Annotated in this window: 12 protein-coding genes; 9 read left to right on the top strand and 3 right to left on the bottom strand. The window is 63.9% G+C overall.

Going from position 1 to position 15775, the window contains the following annotated elements:
* Positions 1 to 35 precede the first annotated feature (35 nt).
* The 3 genes from ACRECX_RS02155 (at position 36) to ACRECX_RS02145 (ending at position 5508) form a co-directional block, all read left to right on the top strand.
* Positions 36 to 608 carry a nitroreductase family protein gene (locus ACRECX_RS02155; RefSeq protein ID WP_431557164.1) on the top strand — a complete coding sequence of 191 codons (573 nt, stop codon included), beginning with the start codon at positions 36 to 38 and terminating at the stop codon, positions 606 to 608.
* 14 nt (positions 609 to 622) lie between these two features.
* The gene (locus tag ACRECX_RS02150; protein WP_431557163.1) at positions 623 to 958 is read left to right on the top strand and encodes a hypothetical protein; all 336 of its coding nucleotides are present in this window, start codon (positions 623 to 625) and stop codon (positions 956 to 958) included.
* 413 nt (positions 959 to 1371) lie between these two features.
* Positions 1372 to 5508 (top strand): HAMP domain-containing protein, encoded by a 4137-nt coding sequence (locus tag ACRECX_RS02145; RefSeq protein WP_431557249.1) that lies wholly within the window; start codon positions 1372 to 1374, stop codon positions 5506 to 5508.
* 65 nt (positions 5509 to 5573) lie between these two features.
* Here ACRECX_RS02145 and ACRECX_RS02140 read toward each other — a convergent pair whose 3' ends face one another.
* Complete coding sequence (locus ACRECX_RS02140) at positions 5574 to 6344, bottom strand: NAD kinase (protein ID WP_431557248.1); 771 nt, start codon at positions 6342 to 6344, stop codon at positions 5574 to 5576.
* Positions 6345 to 6446: 102 nt separating this feature from the next.
* Here ACRECX_RS02140 and cutA point away from each other — a divergent pair, with 102 nt between their 5' ends.
* From cutA to ACRECX_RS02110, 6 genes are all read left to right on the top strand, one after another.
* Positions 6447 to 6788, top strand: coding sequence for a divalent-cation tolerance protein CutA (gene cutA / locus ACRECX_RS02135; protein WP_431557162.1), 342 nt, complete (start codon positions 6447 to 6449; stop codon positions 6786 to 6788).
* On the top strand, positions 6785 to 8290 hold the full coding sequence (glpK, locus tag ACRECX_RS02130; protein ID WP_431557161.1) for a glycerol kinase GlpK: 1506 nt from the start codon (positions 6785 to 6787) through the stop codon (positions 8288 to 8290). The genes cutA and glpK overlap by 4 nt, the downstream gene beginning before the upstream one ends.
* 76 nt (positions 8291 to 8366) lie before the next feature.
* Positions 8367 to 9296 carry a leucyl/phenylalanyl-tRNA--protein transferase gene (locus tag ACRECX_RS02125; protein WP_431557160.1) on the top strand — a complete coding sequence of 310 codons (930 nt, stop codon included), beginning with the start codon at positions 8367 to 8369 and terminating at the stop codon, positions 9294 to 9296.
* Positions 9297 to 9333: 37 nt separating this feature from the next.
* Complete coding sequence (locus ACRECX_RS02120) at positions 9334 to 10137, top strand: leucyl/phenylalanyl-tRNA--protein transferase (RefSeq protein ID WP_431557247.1); 804 nt, start codon at positions 9334 to 9336, stop codon at positions 10135 to 10137.
* A 60-nt stretch (positions 10138 to 10197) separates the two neighbouring features.
* A complete protein-coding gene (locus tag ACRECX_RS02115; RefSeq protein ID WP_431557159.1) occupies positions 10198 to 10569 on the top strand; it encodes a cyclic nucleotide-binding domain-containing protein in 372 nt (123 codons plus the stop codon).
* Positions 10570 to 10677: 108 nt separating this feature from the next.
* The gene (locus ACRECX_RS02110) at positions 10678 to 12900 is read left to right on the top strand and encodes a SulP family inorganic anion transporter (RefSeq protein ID WP_431557158.1); all 2223 of its coding nucleotides are present in this window, start codon (positions 10678 to 10680) and stop codon (positions 12898 to 12900) included.
* A gap of 136 nt (positions 12901 to 13036) precedes the next feature.
* Here the strand turns inward: ACRECX_RS02110 and ACRECX_RS02105 are convergent, their stop codons facing one another.
* Both ACRECX_RS02105 and ACRECX_RS02100 read right to left on the bottom strand, forming a co-directional pair.
* Positions 13037 to 13429 (bottom strand): DUF3307 domain-containing protein, encoded by a 393-nt coding sequence (locus tag ACRECX_RS02105; protein WP_431557157.1) that lies wholly within the window; start codon positions 13427 to 13429, stop codon positions 13037 to 13039.
* Between the two features lie 5 nt (positions 13430 to 13434).
* Positions 13435 to 15651, bottom strand: a complete 2217-nt coding sequence (locus ACRECX_RS02100; protein WP_431557156.1) for a CHASE2 domain-containing protein — start codon at positions 15649 to 15651, stop codon at positions 13435 to 13437.
* Positions 15652 to 15775: the final 124 nt, after the last annotated feature.

The raw sequence follows: 15775 nt of genomic DNA, 5'->3' as shown, positions 1-15775 counted from the left end.
TAGGGAGCATGGCTCTCGCCAAATAGCATAAGCCAATGTCCAACCCAACTCTGGACCACCTCCTCTCCCGCCGCTCGGTCTCGGCCAACGCGCTCTCGGAGCCCGGGCCGAGCGAGGCGGAGCTCACGCAAATTCTCACCGCCGCCGCGCGCGTGCCGGATCACAAGAAGCTCGTGCCGTGGCGCTTCATGCTGTTTCAGGGCAAAGCGCGGGAGGCGTTCGGCAAGGTGCTGGCGGAGGTGTGCCGGGCGGAGGAAACCGATCCTGGCGCCTTTCGGCTCGAGAACGAGGCGAAGCGCTTCTTGCGGGCGCCGCTCGTCGTCGCCGTCGTCTCGCGGATCACCAAGACCGCGGGGGCGCCGGAATGGGAGCAGATCCTGTCGGCCGGCGCCGCGTGCCAGAACCTTATCGTCGCCGCGTCGGCGCTTGGGTTCGGGGCGCAGTGGATCACCGAGTGGTGCGCCTATAGCGACGGGGTGCGCCAGGCGCTCAAGCTCGCCGACAACGAGCGGGTCGCCGGTTTCGTCTATATTGGCACGCCCAAGGAGAAGCCCGACGAACGCGAGCGGCCGGCGCTGGCCGACATCGTCACGTCATGGCGTCCTTAAGCCCCGGGGATCACATGTTCTACGATGCGGTTGCCAATACGCACGGGCTTCGCCTCGATCCGTTCATGGCGCTCGTCACGCCGGCGCCGTCGCAGCTCGTGGCGCCGCCGCGCGTGAAGGAATCGCCGGTCGCCTTCGAGTGCCGCTATTGGCGCACCATCGAATTGCCCGGACCCGATGGAGGACCGGGCACGCACGCCATCGTGCTCGGCCAGGTGGTCGGCGTACATATCGCCGACGAGGTGATCGTCGGGGGCAAAGTGGACGTGACGCGGCTCAAGCCGATCGCGCGGCTCGGCTATGGCGACTATGCGGTGATCGACGAGGTGTTCACTCTGCCCAGGGCGTGAACTCATAAACAAGCTAGAATGGTCCGCCAGTATGGAACGGTAAGCGGCCTTCAAATGGGTCAGAGCGCACTTCCGGGAAGTGCCAAACCAGATATCAGCCTTGTCCTGTCTCGGGAGACGATAAAGGCGAATGACCTATGGCAGGTAGTGGCATGGCCAAGGTCTTCCTGTATGCTTTCGATCCTTTGAATTGGCTGCCGCTTTTTTCGTTTGCCATCTAAGGAGGGACCTCTGAATTAGCCTCAAACTGGAGCGTAGCGGGCCCCTCGTACGGGAATACCGATTTGTAAGGGAACCGATCGATGGAAACACCTCTCGATCTATCAACGCCTGAACAGCAAGGTGAAGGAAGCTATCTGCAAAGCCTCCTTGGGTCGCTGCAGTTGATCCGGGGTGGCGATTTTTCCGTCCGGATGCCTGGAGACAGCGTCGGCATTGAGGGCAAGATTGCGGATACGCTTAATGAGATCGTCGCCGCCAATCAGCAAATGGCCCAGCAGCTAGAGCTCGTCGGTCAGGTTGTTGGACGCGAGGGAAAAACAAGAAAACGAGTCGCTATGGCGCTTCGCCAAGGTGCATGGCGAGAAATGGAAGAATCGATCAATGCGCTGATCGATGACTTACTTTGGCCCACCGCCCAGGTAACAGGCGCGATTGCCGCCGTCGCGAAGGGTGACCTCTTGAATAGAGTTCCCCTGGAAGTCGATGGGCGCCCCCTTAAGGGAGAGTTTCTCAGCTCGGCTACGCTTGTGAACACCATGATCAGGCAGCTCGAAATTTTTACTTCGGAGGTGACACGCGTTGCCCGCGAAGTAGGCACTGAAGGCATGCTTGGCGGCCAAGCCGCGGTTCCAGGCGTCACCGGCGTGTGGAAGGATTTGACTGAAAGCGTCAACTCCATGGCCAACAATCTTACCGACCAGGTGCGCAATCTCGCCGATGTGACGATCGCCGTGGCAAGCGGCGACCTGTCGAAGAAGATCACGGTGGACGTGCGCGGCGAAATCCTCCAGCTCAAAGAAGCCATCAACACCATGGTGGATCAGCTGCGATCGTTTGCCTCGGAGGTGACGCGCGTGGCGCGCGAGGTGGGCACCGACGGCAAGCTCGGCGGACAGGCTATCGTTCCCGGTGTCGCCGGCACATGGAAGGACTTGACCGACTCGGTCAACGCCATGTGCGGCAATTTGACAGCGCAAGTGCGCAACATCGCCCAGGTGACAACCGCCGTCGCGCGCGGCGATCTCTCACACAAGATCACGGTGGACGTGCGCGGCGAGATTCTCGAGCTGAAGGACACCATTAATACGATGGTCGACCAGCTCAATTCCTTTGCCTTCGAGGTCACGCGCGTCGCGCGTGAGGTGGGCACCGAAGGCAAGCTCGGTGGCCAGGCCGAGGTGCCGGGCGTCGCGGGCACCTGGAAGGATCTGACCGACAACGTGAATTCCATGGCGTCGAACTTGACGGCGCAGGTGCGCAACATCGCCGAGGTGGCGACTGCCATCGCCGGCGGCGACTTGTCCAAGAAGATTACCGTGGACGTGCGCGGTGAGCTCCTCCTGCTCAAGGAGACCTTGAATACGATGGTCGAGCAGTTGCGCTCTTTCGCCGCCGAGGTGACGCGCGTGGCGCGCGAGGTGGGCACCGAAGGCAAGCTCGGCGGCCAAGCCCATGTGCCTGGCGTAGCCGGAACCTGGAAGGATCTCACCGACAACGTGAACTCGATGGCGGGTGATCTTACGGCGCAGGTCCGCAACATCGCCCAGGTGACGACCGCCGTGGCGCGCGGCGATCTGTCGACCAAAATCACCGTGGACGTGAAGGGAGAAATGCTCGAGCTGAAGAATACGATCAATACCATGGTGGATCAGCTGAATGCCTTCGCTTCCGAAGTGACGCGCGTTGCGCGCGAGGTGGGCACCGAAGGCAAGCTCGGTGGTCAGGCCGAGGTTCCAGGCGTCGCTGGCACTTGGAAGGACCTGACCGACAACGTGAATTCCATGGCGTCGAACTTGACGGCGCAGGTGCGCAACATCGCCGAAGTGGCGACGGCCATCGCCGGCGGCGACCTGTCGAAGAAGATTACTGTGAATGTGAGCGGCGAAATCCTTCAGCTGAAGGAGACCATCAACACCATGGTCGACCAGCTGAACGCGTTCGCCGGCGAGGTGACGCGCGTGGCGCGCGAGGTGGGCACCGAAGGCAAACTCGGCGGCCAAGCCGTGGTGCCGGGCGTGGGAGGCACCTGGAAGGACCTGACCGAAAACGTGAATCTGCTGGCGGCCAACCTGACGACGCAGGTGCGCAATATCGCCGAAGTGACCACGGCGGTGGCGCGCGGCGATCTTTCGCGCAAGATCACCGTCGACGTGGAAGGCGAGATCCGCGAGCTGAAAGATACCATCAACACCATGGTGGATCAGCTCAACGCCTTTGCTTCCGAGGTGACGCGCGTGGCGCGCGAGGTGGGCACCGAAGGCAAGCTCGGCGGTCAGGCCCAGGTGCCGGGCGTCGCCGGCACGTGGAAGGATTTGACCGACACGGTGAACGTCATGGGCGCCAACCTCACCGAGCAGGTGCGTGGCATCGTCAAAGTCGTGACTGCAGTCGCCGACGGCGATCTCAAACAGAATCTCACCGTGAAGTCCAAGGGCGAAGTGGCGGCTCTCGCAGATACCATCAACAACATGATTGCCACCCTCGCCATCTTCGCCGACCAGGTGACGTCGGTCGCGCGCGAGGTTGGCGTGGAAGGCCGCCTTGGCGGCCAGGCGAACGTGCCTGGCGCTGCCGGCACCTGGAAAGACTTGACCGGCAACGTGAACCTACTTGCGGCCAACCTAACCAATCAGGTCCGGGCGATTGCCGAGGTCGCGACAGCCGTCACAAAAGGGGATCTCACGCGATCAATTCAAGTGGAAGCCAAGGGCGAGGTCGCCGAGCTCAAGGACAACATCAACACGATGATCGACAACCTTCGGCTCACCACTGACCAGAACACGGAACAGGACTGGCTGAAGACCAATCTCGCCAACTTAACCAATATGCTGCAGGGACAGCGGGACCTTGCCACGGTTGGGCGGACGCTGCTCAGCGAGCTTACGCCTCTTGTTAGCGCACAGGTCGGTGTAATTTATCAGGTCGATCAGGGTGAGAGTGAAGCAGAACTTCGCCTCTTGGCCTCCTACGCGACTGATGGCGCAAACGGCCATCTCCAGCGCTTACGAATTGGGGAAGGTCTCGCCGGTCAGTGTGCCGCCGACGGGCGAACAATCCTGGTCAAAGATTTGCCTCGCGATACGACCTTGATCGGATCGGCGCTTGTGAAGATGGCTCCACGAAACATCATTGTGCTGCCTGTGTTGTTCGAGAGCCAGACAAAGGCGGTCATCGAACTTGGGTCGGTCGAATCATTCACTAACCTGCAGATCATGTTTTTGGAGCAGCTCACCAACAGCATCGGCATTGTGCTCAATAGTATCGCGGCCACAATGCAAACCGAGGAACTCAACCGCGAACTCGAAAATCGTGTCGCCGAGAGGACGGCGGAGTTGGAGTTCCTGGCTCGCGAGGTCGACCACCGCGCCAAAAACATCCTTTCCGTGGTGCAATCAATCTGTCGCTTGAGTAAAGCCGAAAATCCTGAAGCCTACATGGTGGCTGTCGAAGGTCGAATCAGGTCGCTTTCAATCGCGCATACACTGCTTTCCGAGTCCAGGTGGGAGGGAGCCGATTTGCGCAAACTTGTCGGCCAAGTCCTTGCGCCATATCGACCCGGCGCAACCAGCACGCAAGGGCCTGACATTCTCCTCGAGCCCCGAACGGCGCAGACGATTGGTCTAACGCTGCATGAGCTTGCCACCAACGCGGCCAAGTATGGCGCCCTGACCGCGCCGTCGGGAACGGTGACGCTCCAATGGGATATTGGAAATGGTGCTCTCAACATGACCTGGGAAGAGGCTGGAGGCCCGAGCGTACGAGGTCCAATCGCAAGTGGTTATGGCATGCGAGTCATTGGAGGGAGTGCAGAGCAGCTCGGCGGAGCAGCATCGTTCGAATGGCAGCCCTCAGGACTGCGATGCTGTGTCGTTATACCGCTTGGGGCTAATACCAAGTCCATGCACAAGGGCTTCCACGCGGAACGAACTGGCGAGGCTACGAGGTCGACTTCGCTGGCGATGGTCGGGAATAGGATCCTGGTCGTGGAGGACGAGCCTCTCGTCGCCATGAACTTGACCACGAGTCTCGCGGAGTTAGGGTTTAATGTCGTCGGTCCATATTCGACGTTAGCCAAGGCGGCCGCAGCAGCGGTTGAAATGGAAGTCGATGCTGCCTTGCTCGACGTGAATCTCAGCGGCAAAGCCGTCTATCCTATCGCGGATATTCTTGCTTCCAAGAACGTTCCCTTCGCGTTCATCACGGGATACGGCACGGAAGCCTTGCCGCGCAAATACGCGAATGCCCCCGTTTTGCAAAAGCCGGTAGACCACGAGACATTGCAACTTCTCTTAGCGCAAAAGCACCCTAGCTTGGCCAAATTGGCCTGAGCGCAATTTTATTGAGGACCGGGTCGCCATTCTCATTATGGGATGAACGAAACCCGGGGCGCGGCTCAATACCCGAATTGCTCGGCGAGGATGCGCTCGGCGAGGGTATGGCCAGGATCGAACATCATAAAGATGTCGACCTTGCTCTCTTCCTTGACTTCGACGGTGACGACGTCGCGAAACTCGGTGTGGTCGGCAACCGCGCTCACCGGCCGCTTGGCGGGCTCAAGCACCTCGATGGTCACCTTGGCCTCGTTGGGCAGCAGCGCGCCGCGCCAGCGCCGCGGCCGGAACGGACTGATGGGGGTGAGCGTGAGCAGGGGCGCGGTGATCGGCAGGATCGGCCCATGGGCCGAAAGGTTGTAAGCGGTGCTGCCGGCGGGCGTCGATACGAGCACGCCGTCGCAGATCAGCTCGGCCATGCGGGTGGTGCCGTCGACCGAGATCTTGAGCTTGGCGGCCTGATAGATCTGCCGGAACAGCGACACCTCGTTGATGGCGAGGGCTTCGTGCTTGGCGCCCGCCTTGTCATGGGCGGTCATGCGCAGCGGGTGGATGACGGTGACCTCGGCGCGCGCCAGGCGCTCTTTCAGGCCGTTCTCCTCATAGTCGTTGAGGAGAAAGCCGACCGAGCCGCGGTTCATGCCGTAAATGGGGATGCGGCTGTTCAGGTGGCGGTGCATGGTTTGCAGCATCAGGCCATCGCCACCGAGCGCGACGATGGCGTCGGCGTCCTCGGGCGCCACGTTGCCGTAGCGCCTGGCGAGCGTCTTGAGCGCGTCCTCCGCCTCCTTGGTGTCGCTGGCGACGAAGGCGATCTTGTCGAAACTACCCATGGTCAAGTCGATGCGCTTTCACCGGGCTTAAGATCGGGGCACTATAAGGCCGTGGCGACCGAGTAATGCAAGTCTCTCAACTAACGGTGAAAAGGGAGTGTCATGGGGAGTGAGGAGCGCCCGGTCCTGATCTACACGACCTTTCCCACGCTCGACGACGCCAAGCGGGTGGGCGAGGCGCTGGTCGCGGGGCGCCTTGCGGCGTGCGTCAACATGTTCCCGGGCATGATCTCGATCTATGAGTGGAAAGGCGCGCGGGAGGAGGCGAGCGAGGTCGCCATGATCATCAAGACGCGGGAGGGTCTCACCGAGGAGGTGCTCGCCGAGACGAAGCGGCTGCACCCTTACGAGGTCCCGGCTCTGCTCGTGCTCCCCACCGAAGGCGGCAGCGCCGAGTATTGCGACTGGATCGTTCGCGAGACGGGCGGCGCGGCCGCGCCATGAGCAAGGGGTCTTACGTCCTTGCCATCGACCAGGGCACTACGAGCACGCGCGCCATTTTGTTTGACGAGGGCGGCAAAGCGACAGCCACGGCGCAGGTGCCGCTGACGCAGATCTACCCGGCGCCGGGGCAGGTGGAGCATGATGCGGACGAGATCTGGCGCGCGGTGCTCCAGGTCTGCCGTGAAGTCTTGGCTGAGGCCGGCGCGGGGAACATCGCCGCGGTCGGCATCACCAATCAGCGCGAGACGACGGTTGTGTGGGAGCGGGCGACAGGCAAGCCGCTCGCCAACGCCATCGTGTGGCAGGACAGGCGCACCGCGCCGCTCTGCGCCGCGCTCGAGCGCGAGGGCTGGGGGGCGCACGTGGCCGAGACCACGGGTCTCGTCATCGATCCTTATTTCTCGGCGACCAAGCTCGCCTGGCTGCTCGCCAACGTACCGAGCTTGGCCGAGCGCGCCGCAAGCGGCGAGGTGTGCTTCGGCACCATCGACTCGTTCCTGTTGTTCAAGCTCACCGCCGGCAGGCTGCACGCCACCGACGCCACCAACGCCGCCCGCACCAAGCTGTTCGACATCAGGTCGGGCACATGGGACGCGCGGCTCATGGACCGGCTCGGCGTGCCGCTCGTAATGCTGCCGGAGGTGCGCGACAGCCAGGGCGATTTCGGGCTCGTGGCGGAGGAGCATTTCGGCGCGGCCCTGCCGATCAGAGGCGTGGCCGGCGATCAGCAGGCGGCGGCCTATGGGCAGGCGTGCTTCGCGCCAGGCATGCTCAAGGCGACCTATGGCACCGGCTGCTTCGTGGTGGCCAATACCGGCGCGGAGAAGGTCGCCTCGGCCACGCGCATGCTGTCGACCATCCTGCATCAGCGCGAAGGCAGGCGGACCTATGCGCTCGAAGGGGCGATCTTCATGGCCGGCGCGACGATCCAATGGCTTCGCGACAGTCTCGGCGTCATCGCCACCGCGGCCGAGAGCGAGGCGCTGGCGGAGCGCGCCGACCCCAAGTCGGGGGTGTATCTGGTGCCGGCGTTCCAGGGGCTCGGCGCGCCGTTCTGGGATGCGGGCGCCAAGGCCGCCATCGTCGGCTTGAGCCGCGCCGCGTCCAAAGCCGACATCGTGGCGGCAGGGCTCGAGGCGGTCGCCTTCCAAACCCGCGATCTCCTGACCGCCATGCGCCAGGACATGGCGGTGAGCGGCATCGCCGCGGCGCATGCTTTGCGGGTCGACGGCGGCATGACGGCCAACGCCTGGGCGATGCAGCGGCTCGCCGATATTCTCGGCGAGACGGTCGAGGTGGCGGCGACCCCCGAAACCACGGCGCTCGGCGCCGCCTACCATGCCGGCCAGGCCGTGGGCTTCTATGGCCACGATGCGGCCTTGGCCAGAGCGTGGGCGCCGTCCCGCGTGTACGCGCCGAAAATGACCGAGGCCGAGCGCGAGGCACGCTATGACGGCTGGCTCGAAGCGGTCAGCCGCGTGCGGTCCGAGGCCGCGCCATAGGGCTTCGTTAACCCGTTGCGAATTCTTTTCCAGGCACCCTGCACGCGTCAGTTCCGCGTTGGAGTAGAAGGTGCCGTTGCTCAGTCCTTTCCCGGATGACGCGCTCATTGGGCCGGAGCTCGCGCCGCAGGATTTGCAGGCGCGACGCGACGCTCTATTCCGCGAGACTGTAGCCGAGACACTGCAACGCATCGCCCTCGGGGCGGTCTGGTCGCTACAGCCGAAACGCCTCGACAGACTCCCGGCGCTCGCCCGGCTGTCGATCGCCCACCTTCTCGATCCGGACGACGCGCTGCCCGATCTCATCAAGATGCCGGGCGCGGGCGAGCTTGTTGGCATCGCCGACGATCTCTCGGTGGCCACCTTGGCCGAGGCCTATGCCAAGGGCCTCTTTCCTCACGCCCATTTCGGACCGACCAAATGGCTGTCGCCGCCGGAGCGCTGCGTCCTGTTCTTCGACGATTATCACATATCGAAGCGGGTCAGACGGCTCATGCGCCAAGGCGCCTACACCGTCACCTTCGACCGCGACTTCGAGGGCGTGATCAAGGCCTGCGCGGGAAAACGCGAAGGCCATTGGCATCTCACCTGGATCACGCCGCGCATCATGCGCGCTTATGCGGCGCTTTACGACGCGGGCCTCGTGCATTCGTTCGAAGTGTGGAACGCGGACGGCGCGCTCGCCGGCGGCGGCTATGGGGTCGCCATCGGCCGCGTGTTCTTCACCGAGTCGCAGTTCTCGCGCACGGACAACACCTCGAAGCTCGGCTTCTCGGTGCTCAATTGGCATCTCGCCAGATGGGGTTACGCGCTGAACGATGGCAAGTGGGCGACGCCGACCATTCTCGACATGGGGTTCCGCATGGTCCCGCGCGAGAGGTTCCTACGTCTGCTCGCCGAGAATGTGGGCGAGGGAGGACGGCCGGGGCGCTGGACGGTCGAGGCTGGGTCTGAGGCGATCGCGGACTGGCACCCGGGAAGCCCGGGTACCGACAAGGCGGCGTGAGCCCAAGCGCATGAGGGGGGGTGGCTCGTTGCGTGAAGTGTTGTTGCACCGCATGACCGCGGAGCTGCTGCATGCGCCCGCGACGCTGGCGATGATGGCCAAGCGCTATGCCCGGTTCGGCGGAGAGGATTTGCCGGATCCCGAACGGGCGTTGCGCCGTCCTGACGGACTTGCCGGCGTCTGCGGCGCATTGAACGTGCCGGCCTTGCTCGAAGCGTACGCGCGCGGCCTCTATGCGGACCAAGGGAAATGGTGGGCGCCGGCGGAGCGCATGGTGTCGTTTCCCGACAATGTCTACGTCGCAAAGACCGTGCGGCGACTGCTGCAGACGCGCGCCTACGACGTGACGTTCGATCAAGACTTTGCCCGAGTCGTTCGTGCGTGCGCGCCGGGGACCGAGATAGAGCGAAGCTTTTTGGCACTGCACGAGGCGGGACACGCCCACTCGGTCGAAGTTTGGGACCGTGCGGGACGGCTCGACGGCGGACTGTACGGTGTCGCGGTCGGCCGTGCCTTCTTCACCGAGAGGATGGTTTCCCGCGCACGAACAGCCGCGAAAGTCGGGCTCATCACCTTAAGCTGCCATTTGCAGCATTGGGGGTTCGTGGTGAACGACGGCAAGCGCATGAGCGGCGCTTTGAGCCAGCTCGGTTTCATGCCGATCCCGAGGCCTGCGTTCAATCGCCTGTTGGCGAAAGCCTGTCGAGACCCCAGCCGCAGCGGCAAATGGGCAATCGACGAGACGCTGGACGTGTCGCGGTGGAACCCGAAAATGCCCGGGTCCGCCAGGGCGCGGAGCGGCACGCGGGCGTCGATCCTGCCCTTCACGCTACCGTCGTGATACCGTCATACGCTATGTTGCCGCATAAGCCGTGAAAGCTGGCAGAAGGGCCTGAAATCCGTGGCGATTCCCGGAATCGATCTGAACATGCTGGCTAATGCCGGGTTTCCCGCTGTCAGCTTCGAGCCTGGCGCCCGGATCTTCGCCGAAGGGGACAAAGGCGACCACATGTACGTGGTCCGCTCGGGCGAGGTCGAAATCACGCGGGACGGGAAGGTGGTCGAAACCCTGTCGCCTGGTGGAATCTTCGGGGAGATGGCGCTGATCGACGGGTCGCCCCGTAGCGCCACGGCGCGGGCCAAGACTCCTTGCGAGCTCGCGCCCATCAACGAAAAGAGCTTTTTGTTCTTCGTGCACGAAACCCCGTATTTCGCCATCGCCGTCATGCGCACCCTGGCCGAACGGCTGAGGCGTTCGGTGCCGCGCGGCTGACGTGTCGCGGGCCTAAGCACCCGCAATCCGCCATTTTTGCCTTGCATTGTCCCGGCCCCCGGCCATGATTGGCCACGGCCCATCCCCTAGCCCGCCGGCGTAACCGCCTTGCTGTCGCTTGAAAATTTGGCGCTCCGGCGCCCGCGCAACGTCGATGTGCCGAAGCTCGGGCGCGATGCCGTCGCCGGCGTCATCTCGGCGGTCGTGCAGATCGCCTATTGCATCTCCTTCGCCGCACTCATCTTTACGGGCGACCTCGCCAGCGGCTTCTCGCTCGGTCTCGCCGGACTCATCATGGGCACGGTGGTGACCTGCATTGTCATCGCGCTGACGTCGACCTTCTCGCCAACCATCGGCGGGCCCGACTCTCCCGCGGTGGCGGTGATGAGCGTGCTCGCGGCGTCGATCGCCACGGCCCTTGCCTCCAAGGGCGCTCCAACCGAGCAAATTGTCATCAATATTCTCGTGGCGCTTTCGGTCAGCACGCTACTCACAGGTGTCCTGCTTTACGGCGTTGGTGCGCTGAAGCTCGGACAATGGCTACGCTTCATTCCGTATCCCGTCATCGGCGGGTTCCTCGTCGCCTCGGGCATTCTGCTCATCCTCGGCGGCATGGAGGTGGTCACCCAGACCGATCTCTCGCTTGCTCCGGAAAGCTGGGAGCCGCTCTATTCCATGCGCTACGGGCCGCAGATCGCAATCGGCGCGTTGTTCGCCGTCGCAATACCGCTTCTTGCGCGCGTGATTCCCGTCTATCTGGCCTTGCCGGTCGCCTTCTTCGGCTTCGTCGTGGCTATGGATGTCGCGCTGTTGTTCGTCGTCAGCGATGAAGCCGTGCGCGACGCGTGGTTCCTGCCGAGCCTCGGCGAGCTCACCCTGTGGTGGCCGGTGACGGCCATCATGGGTACGCAGGTCGACTGGGGCGTGATCGCCACAAGCTCGGCCGAGATCGGTTCGTTCTGCGGCGTGATGGCGATTGCCCTTCTGCTCGACGTGTCGAGCCTGGAGGTAGCGCGGCAGAAGGGCGGCGATCTCGATCAGGAATTCCGCTCGAACGGCCTCGCCAACCTGCTCGCGTCGGTTCTCGGCGGGTTCGGCGGGTCGCTGTCGATGAACGCGTCCGTGCTCCTCGACGAGTCGGGCGCGACGACGCGGTGGGCCGGGGCCATTGTCGGCATCGTGTGCGCCATCGTCCTGTTCTCCGGCGCCGATATCGGCAGCGTGGTGCCGAAGGCCATCCTCGGCGGCATGCTGGCTTATCTCGGCGCCGTCATCATCATCGAGCTACTCGATACGCCGGCCGAAAGCTCGTGGACCGAGTGGGCGCTGACCGGGGTGATGACCTTGGTGATCATCAATTTCGGGTATTTCATGGGCGTCGTGGTCGGCGTCATCGGCGCCTGTCTCATGTTTGCGATGAACTACAGCCGCATCGGCGTGGTCAGGCGCCATCTCACACGCTACGAGTTTTCGAGCAATGTCGAGCGCTCGCCGGAGCAGTCGCGGCTCTTGCACGAGGAGGGCCGGCGCGTCCACGTATTCTGGCTGTCGGGCTTCATCTTCTTCGGCTCGTCGAACGGTTTGTTCGAGCGTATCAAGGGGGTGATCGAGGTGCAGGCCGAGAAGCCGGTCGGCTATGTGGTGCTCGATTTCGGCGGCGTGCCGGGGTTCGACTCTTCGGCGGTGCTGAGCCTCGTCAAGCTGCGCAACTATTGCGAGGAGCATGACGTGACGCTCGCCTTCTCGGGCTTGAACGAGGGCATGCGGGCGAGCTTCGAGCGGGCAGGGTTCTTCGGCAGCGCTAAGGCGCACCAAGTGTTCGGCAGCCGCAACGAAGCGGTCGAGTGGTGCGAGGACATGCTCTTGATGCACCACGAGGTGGGCGACGCGTCGACCCACAGTTTCGAGAGCTGGCTGCAGAAGGAGTTCGGCGGCCAGATCGATTTCGCGCACATTGCGCCCTATATGCAGCACCAAGAACTCGACAATGGCGCGCTGCTGTTCAGGCAGGGCGAGCCGTCGGATTCGGTGGTGTTCCAGGCGTCGGGCTGCGTCGCCATCACCATCATCGACGAGCACGGCCGGCCGATCAGGCTCCGGCGCATGGTCGGCCATACGGTGGTGGGCGAGATGGGCTTCTACCGACACATGCCGCGCACGGCAAACGTGGTGGCCGAGGAGCCGACGGTGGTCTACCGGCTGACGCGCGAGGCGTTCGACAAGATGCAGGAGGAGGACCCCGCCGCCGCGGCGGCCCTGCACAAGCTGATCATTCGGCTCTTGTCGGACCGCCTCGATTTCGCCAATCGCGAGATCTCGGCGCTGCTGTAGCGTCACCCCACACTCTTCCTCGTCATGGCCGGGCTTGTCCCGGCCATCCAATGATGACGCTCGACGCGCTCTGCTCTGAGGCTCTTGTGCCGCCCTATTGGATGCCCGGCACAAGGCCGGGCATGACGAGATTGGGTTAAGTCGCGGCCCAAACCAGCGCGGCGACTATGGCGAGGTAGGTCAGGCCGTGCAGGAGCTGGTCGAGGCCCAGCGCATGCCAGAAGCCAGGCCGTTGCGGCGTCCAATTGTTGGCGCGGGTGAGCTGCTCTTTGACCCAGTCGACGTGGTAGTGCACGGCGAATTCGCCGAGCGCGATCCAAACCGCAAGCAGCAACGAGGCCGGGGCGATGATGAGATAGACGAGCGGCGTCAGTGCGATGTGTATGGCGGCGTGCAGCAGGCCGCCGGGATGGCCGTAAGTTCCCTTGTTGCAATACTGGTACGGTGTCTGAAGAAAGAAATCGGCGGCCGTGTGCTTCATCATGAGCACGGCCACGGCGGCGAGGACGAGGGTCGCGGTCTCGGGCATCGGCGCTACTTCGATAAAGCCTCTGCCGTGCCGTCCCAATCGGGCGGGGGAGGGGACACGCGAAATGCCGCGATGCGCTCGCGGTAGAGCGCGTAGAGCCGGTCGAGATGGGCGGAGTTCAGCTTCTCGCATTCGCGGCTCAGCGCTTCCGCCGCATCCCAGTCCTTGGCCCGGTAGCGGGCGAGGAACTCGCTGTGCCTGGCGGTCAAGTCGATGAACGGCTGGCTCTGCTTCAGCGCATTGTCGCCGAGCAGCGCAAAGATGCGCGTCGCCGCGGTCTTGCCCTTCACTTTGAGGAGATCGAGCTCGAGGAAGGCGAAGCCGGGGGCGCGCGCGCTGGTCTCCTGGCCGACGATGGTGACGAGATCGTAGGTCTTGGACTGGCCTTCGAGGCGCGAGGCGACGTTCACGTTGTCGCCGATGACCGAATAGTCGAAGCGGGTCTCTGAGCCGAGATTACCGACGCAACACACGCCGGTGTTGAGGCCGATGCCGAGCTTGACCTCCTTGAACGGCCGCTCCTTGGCCTCGGCCTCCTGCCGCCAGCGCGCATTCAGGACCTCCATCTCGCGCATCATGCGGAGCGCCGCGTTGCAGGCATGGCTCGGGTGCTTGGCGTCCTCGAGCGGCGCGTTCCAGAACGCCATCAGCGCGTCGCCCATGAATTTGTCGATGGTGCCCTGCTCTTCGAGGATGATGTTGCTCAAGGGCGTGAATAGGCCGTTGAGGAAGCGCGTGAGCTCCTCCGCGTCAAGTCCCTCGGAGATGGTGGTGAAGCCGCGCACGTCGCTGAACAGCAAGGTCATGTCGCGCGTCTCGCCGCCGAGCTTGAGCCGCGAGGGATCGTCGGCGAGGCGCTTGACCAGCTCCGGCGCCATGTAGTGTGAAAAGGCGTTGCGCACGCGGTTACGCTCCCGCTCGGTGCGCAAGAACATGAACAGCGAGCCGGCGAGGTAGATGGCGGTGAGCGCGATCGCGGGATAGATGGGATCGACGAGCCAGCCAAGCGCGGTGAAGGCGTACCACGAGATGCCGATGACGGCGGCGACGGCAAGGGCGCCGATCACGGCGCTGCCGAGCGCGCCGGAACGATAGACGAGAACGGCGATGAGGATGCCGAGCACGAGAATGTAGAGCAGCTCGGCGGGGGTGGCGAAGTCTGGCCTGAGCAGGAAATCGCCTTTGAGGATCTGCTCGACGGCCTGGGCATGAAGCTCGACGCCGGGCACCGAGGCTTCGAGCGGCGTGGCGCGAAGATCGAGCAGCCCGGCCGCGCTCGTGCCGATGAGGAGGATGCGGCCGGCGATGTCCTCCTCGCCGATGTCGCCGTTCAGCACTTTCCAGGCGGGCAGATAGCGGCCTTGCGACTGTGGGGTGAAGCGGAGCCACATCTGGCCGTTGGCCTCGGTCGGCACTTCGTAGTCGCCGATGCGGACCTTGACGATGCCGGTCTTCTCGCCGAACGCTTTCTCGCCGCTCGCGCCCGAGGACTTGACCATGTAGGTGGTGGCGCCTTGGGCGAGCCGCAGCACGTCGGCGGCGAGCGAGGGAAAGAGCGTGTCGCCGATGCGCACCACCATAGGCATGCGGCGGATGATCTGATCGAGGTCCGGGATCCAGTTGAGGGCACCGGTGCCTTGCGCCGGGTCTTGCAGCACCTCGAGGCTCTCCGCGGCACCCGGGTAGTACGGCGCGAACAGCCGCGGATCGTCGCCGCCATGGGCGAAACCGGCTTTGGTTTCCGGCAAGGAACTCGCGTGCGGCGAAGCGATGAAGCCGAGCACGACGGGCGCTCGCGCGATGGCCTCGGCGAAGACGTCGTCGTTGGATGGGAGCTTCTCGACTTCGGACTTCAGGGTGTCGAGCGCGGGGGACGGCGGCCAGAATTTGACCGCGTTGGCGGGCGACATGCGGTCGGGCTCGGGGAACACCATGTCGAAGGCAATGGCCGCGGCCCCGTTGGCGGCGAGGGTGTCGACCAACTCGGCGAGCAGGGTGCGCGGCCAGGGCCATTGCCCGAGCCGCTTGAGCGATTCCTCGTCGATATCGACGATGCGCACCGGCTGCGATGGGTCGAAGCTGCGCGGGTCGACCTGCTGATAGGCGTCGAAGACGAGGGCCCGCAGCCGCGCCACCGGGCTCGGGTCCCAGACCCTGAGCGCAAGCGAGGCGGCGATGACCGTCCCAATCAGGAGGACATAAAAAAGGAGGCGCTTACCCATCCCGTTGCTTGAGCCTAACCCTTCCCGATCGCGCCGGATGGGCGCTAGCCGGCAAACCCTAACCGCTGGCGCTGGCCTGCTCCAGTGGCAACTTGCCCTAAGCCTGGGGCCGGCCCGGCATTGA

The sequence above is a fragment of the Methyloceanibacter sp. genome, assembly GCF_050726195.1.
GTDB lineage: Bacteria > Pseudomonadota > Alphaproteobacteria > Rhizobiales > Methyloligellaceae > Methyloceanibacter.
The sequence above is the reverse complement of the archived record's forward strand: the minus strand, read 5'-3'. Positions and strand labels throughout refer to the sequence as shown.

Coding starts and splice junctions, on each gene's coding strand:
- ACRECX_RS02155 (WP_431557164.1), top strand. CDS start 36: ATGTCCAACCCAACTCTGGACCACCTCCTCTCCCGCCGCTCGGTCTCG.
- ACRECX_RS02150 (WP_431557163.1), top strand. CDS start 623: ATGTTCTACGATGCGGTTGCCAATACGCACGGGCTTCGCCTCGATCCG.
- ACRECX_RS02145 (WP_431557249.1), top strand. CDS start 1,372: ATGCCTGGAGACAGCGTCGGCATTGAGGGCAAGATTGCGGATACGCTT.
- ACRECX_RS02140 (WP_431557248.1), bottom strand. CDS start 6,344: ATGGGTAGTTTCGACAAGATCGCCTTCGTCGCCAGCGACACCAAGGAG.
- cutA (WP_431557162.1), top strand. CDS start 6,447: ATGGGGAGTGAGGAGCGCCCGGTCCTGATCTACACGACCTTTCCCACG.
- glpK (WP_431557161.1), top strand. CDS start 6,785: ATGAGCAAGGGGTCTTACGTCCTTGCCATCGACCAGGGCACTACGAGC.
- ACRECX_RS02105 (WP_431557157.1), bottom strand. CDS start 13,429: ATGCCCGAGACCGCGACCCTCGTCCTCGCCGCCGTGGCCGTGCTCATG.
- ACRECX_RS02100 (WP_431557156.1), bottom strand. CDS start 15,651: ATGGGTAAGCGCCTCCTTTTTTATGTCCTCCTGATTGGGACGGTCATC.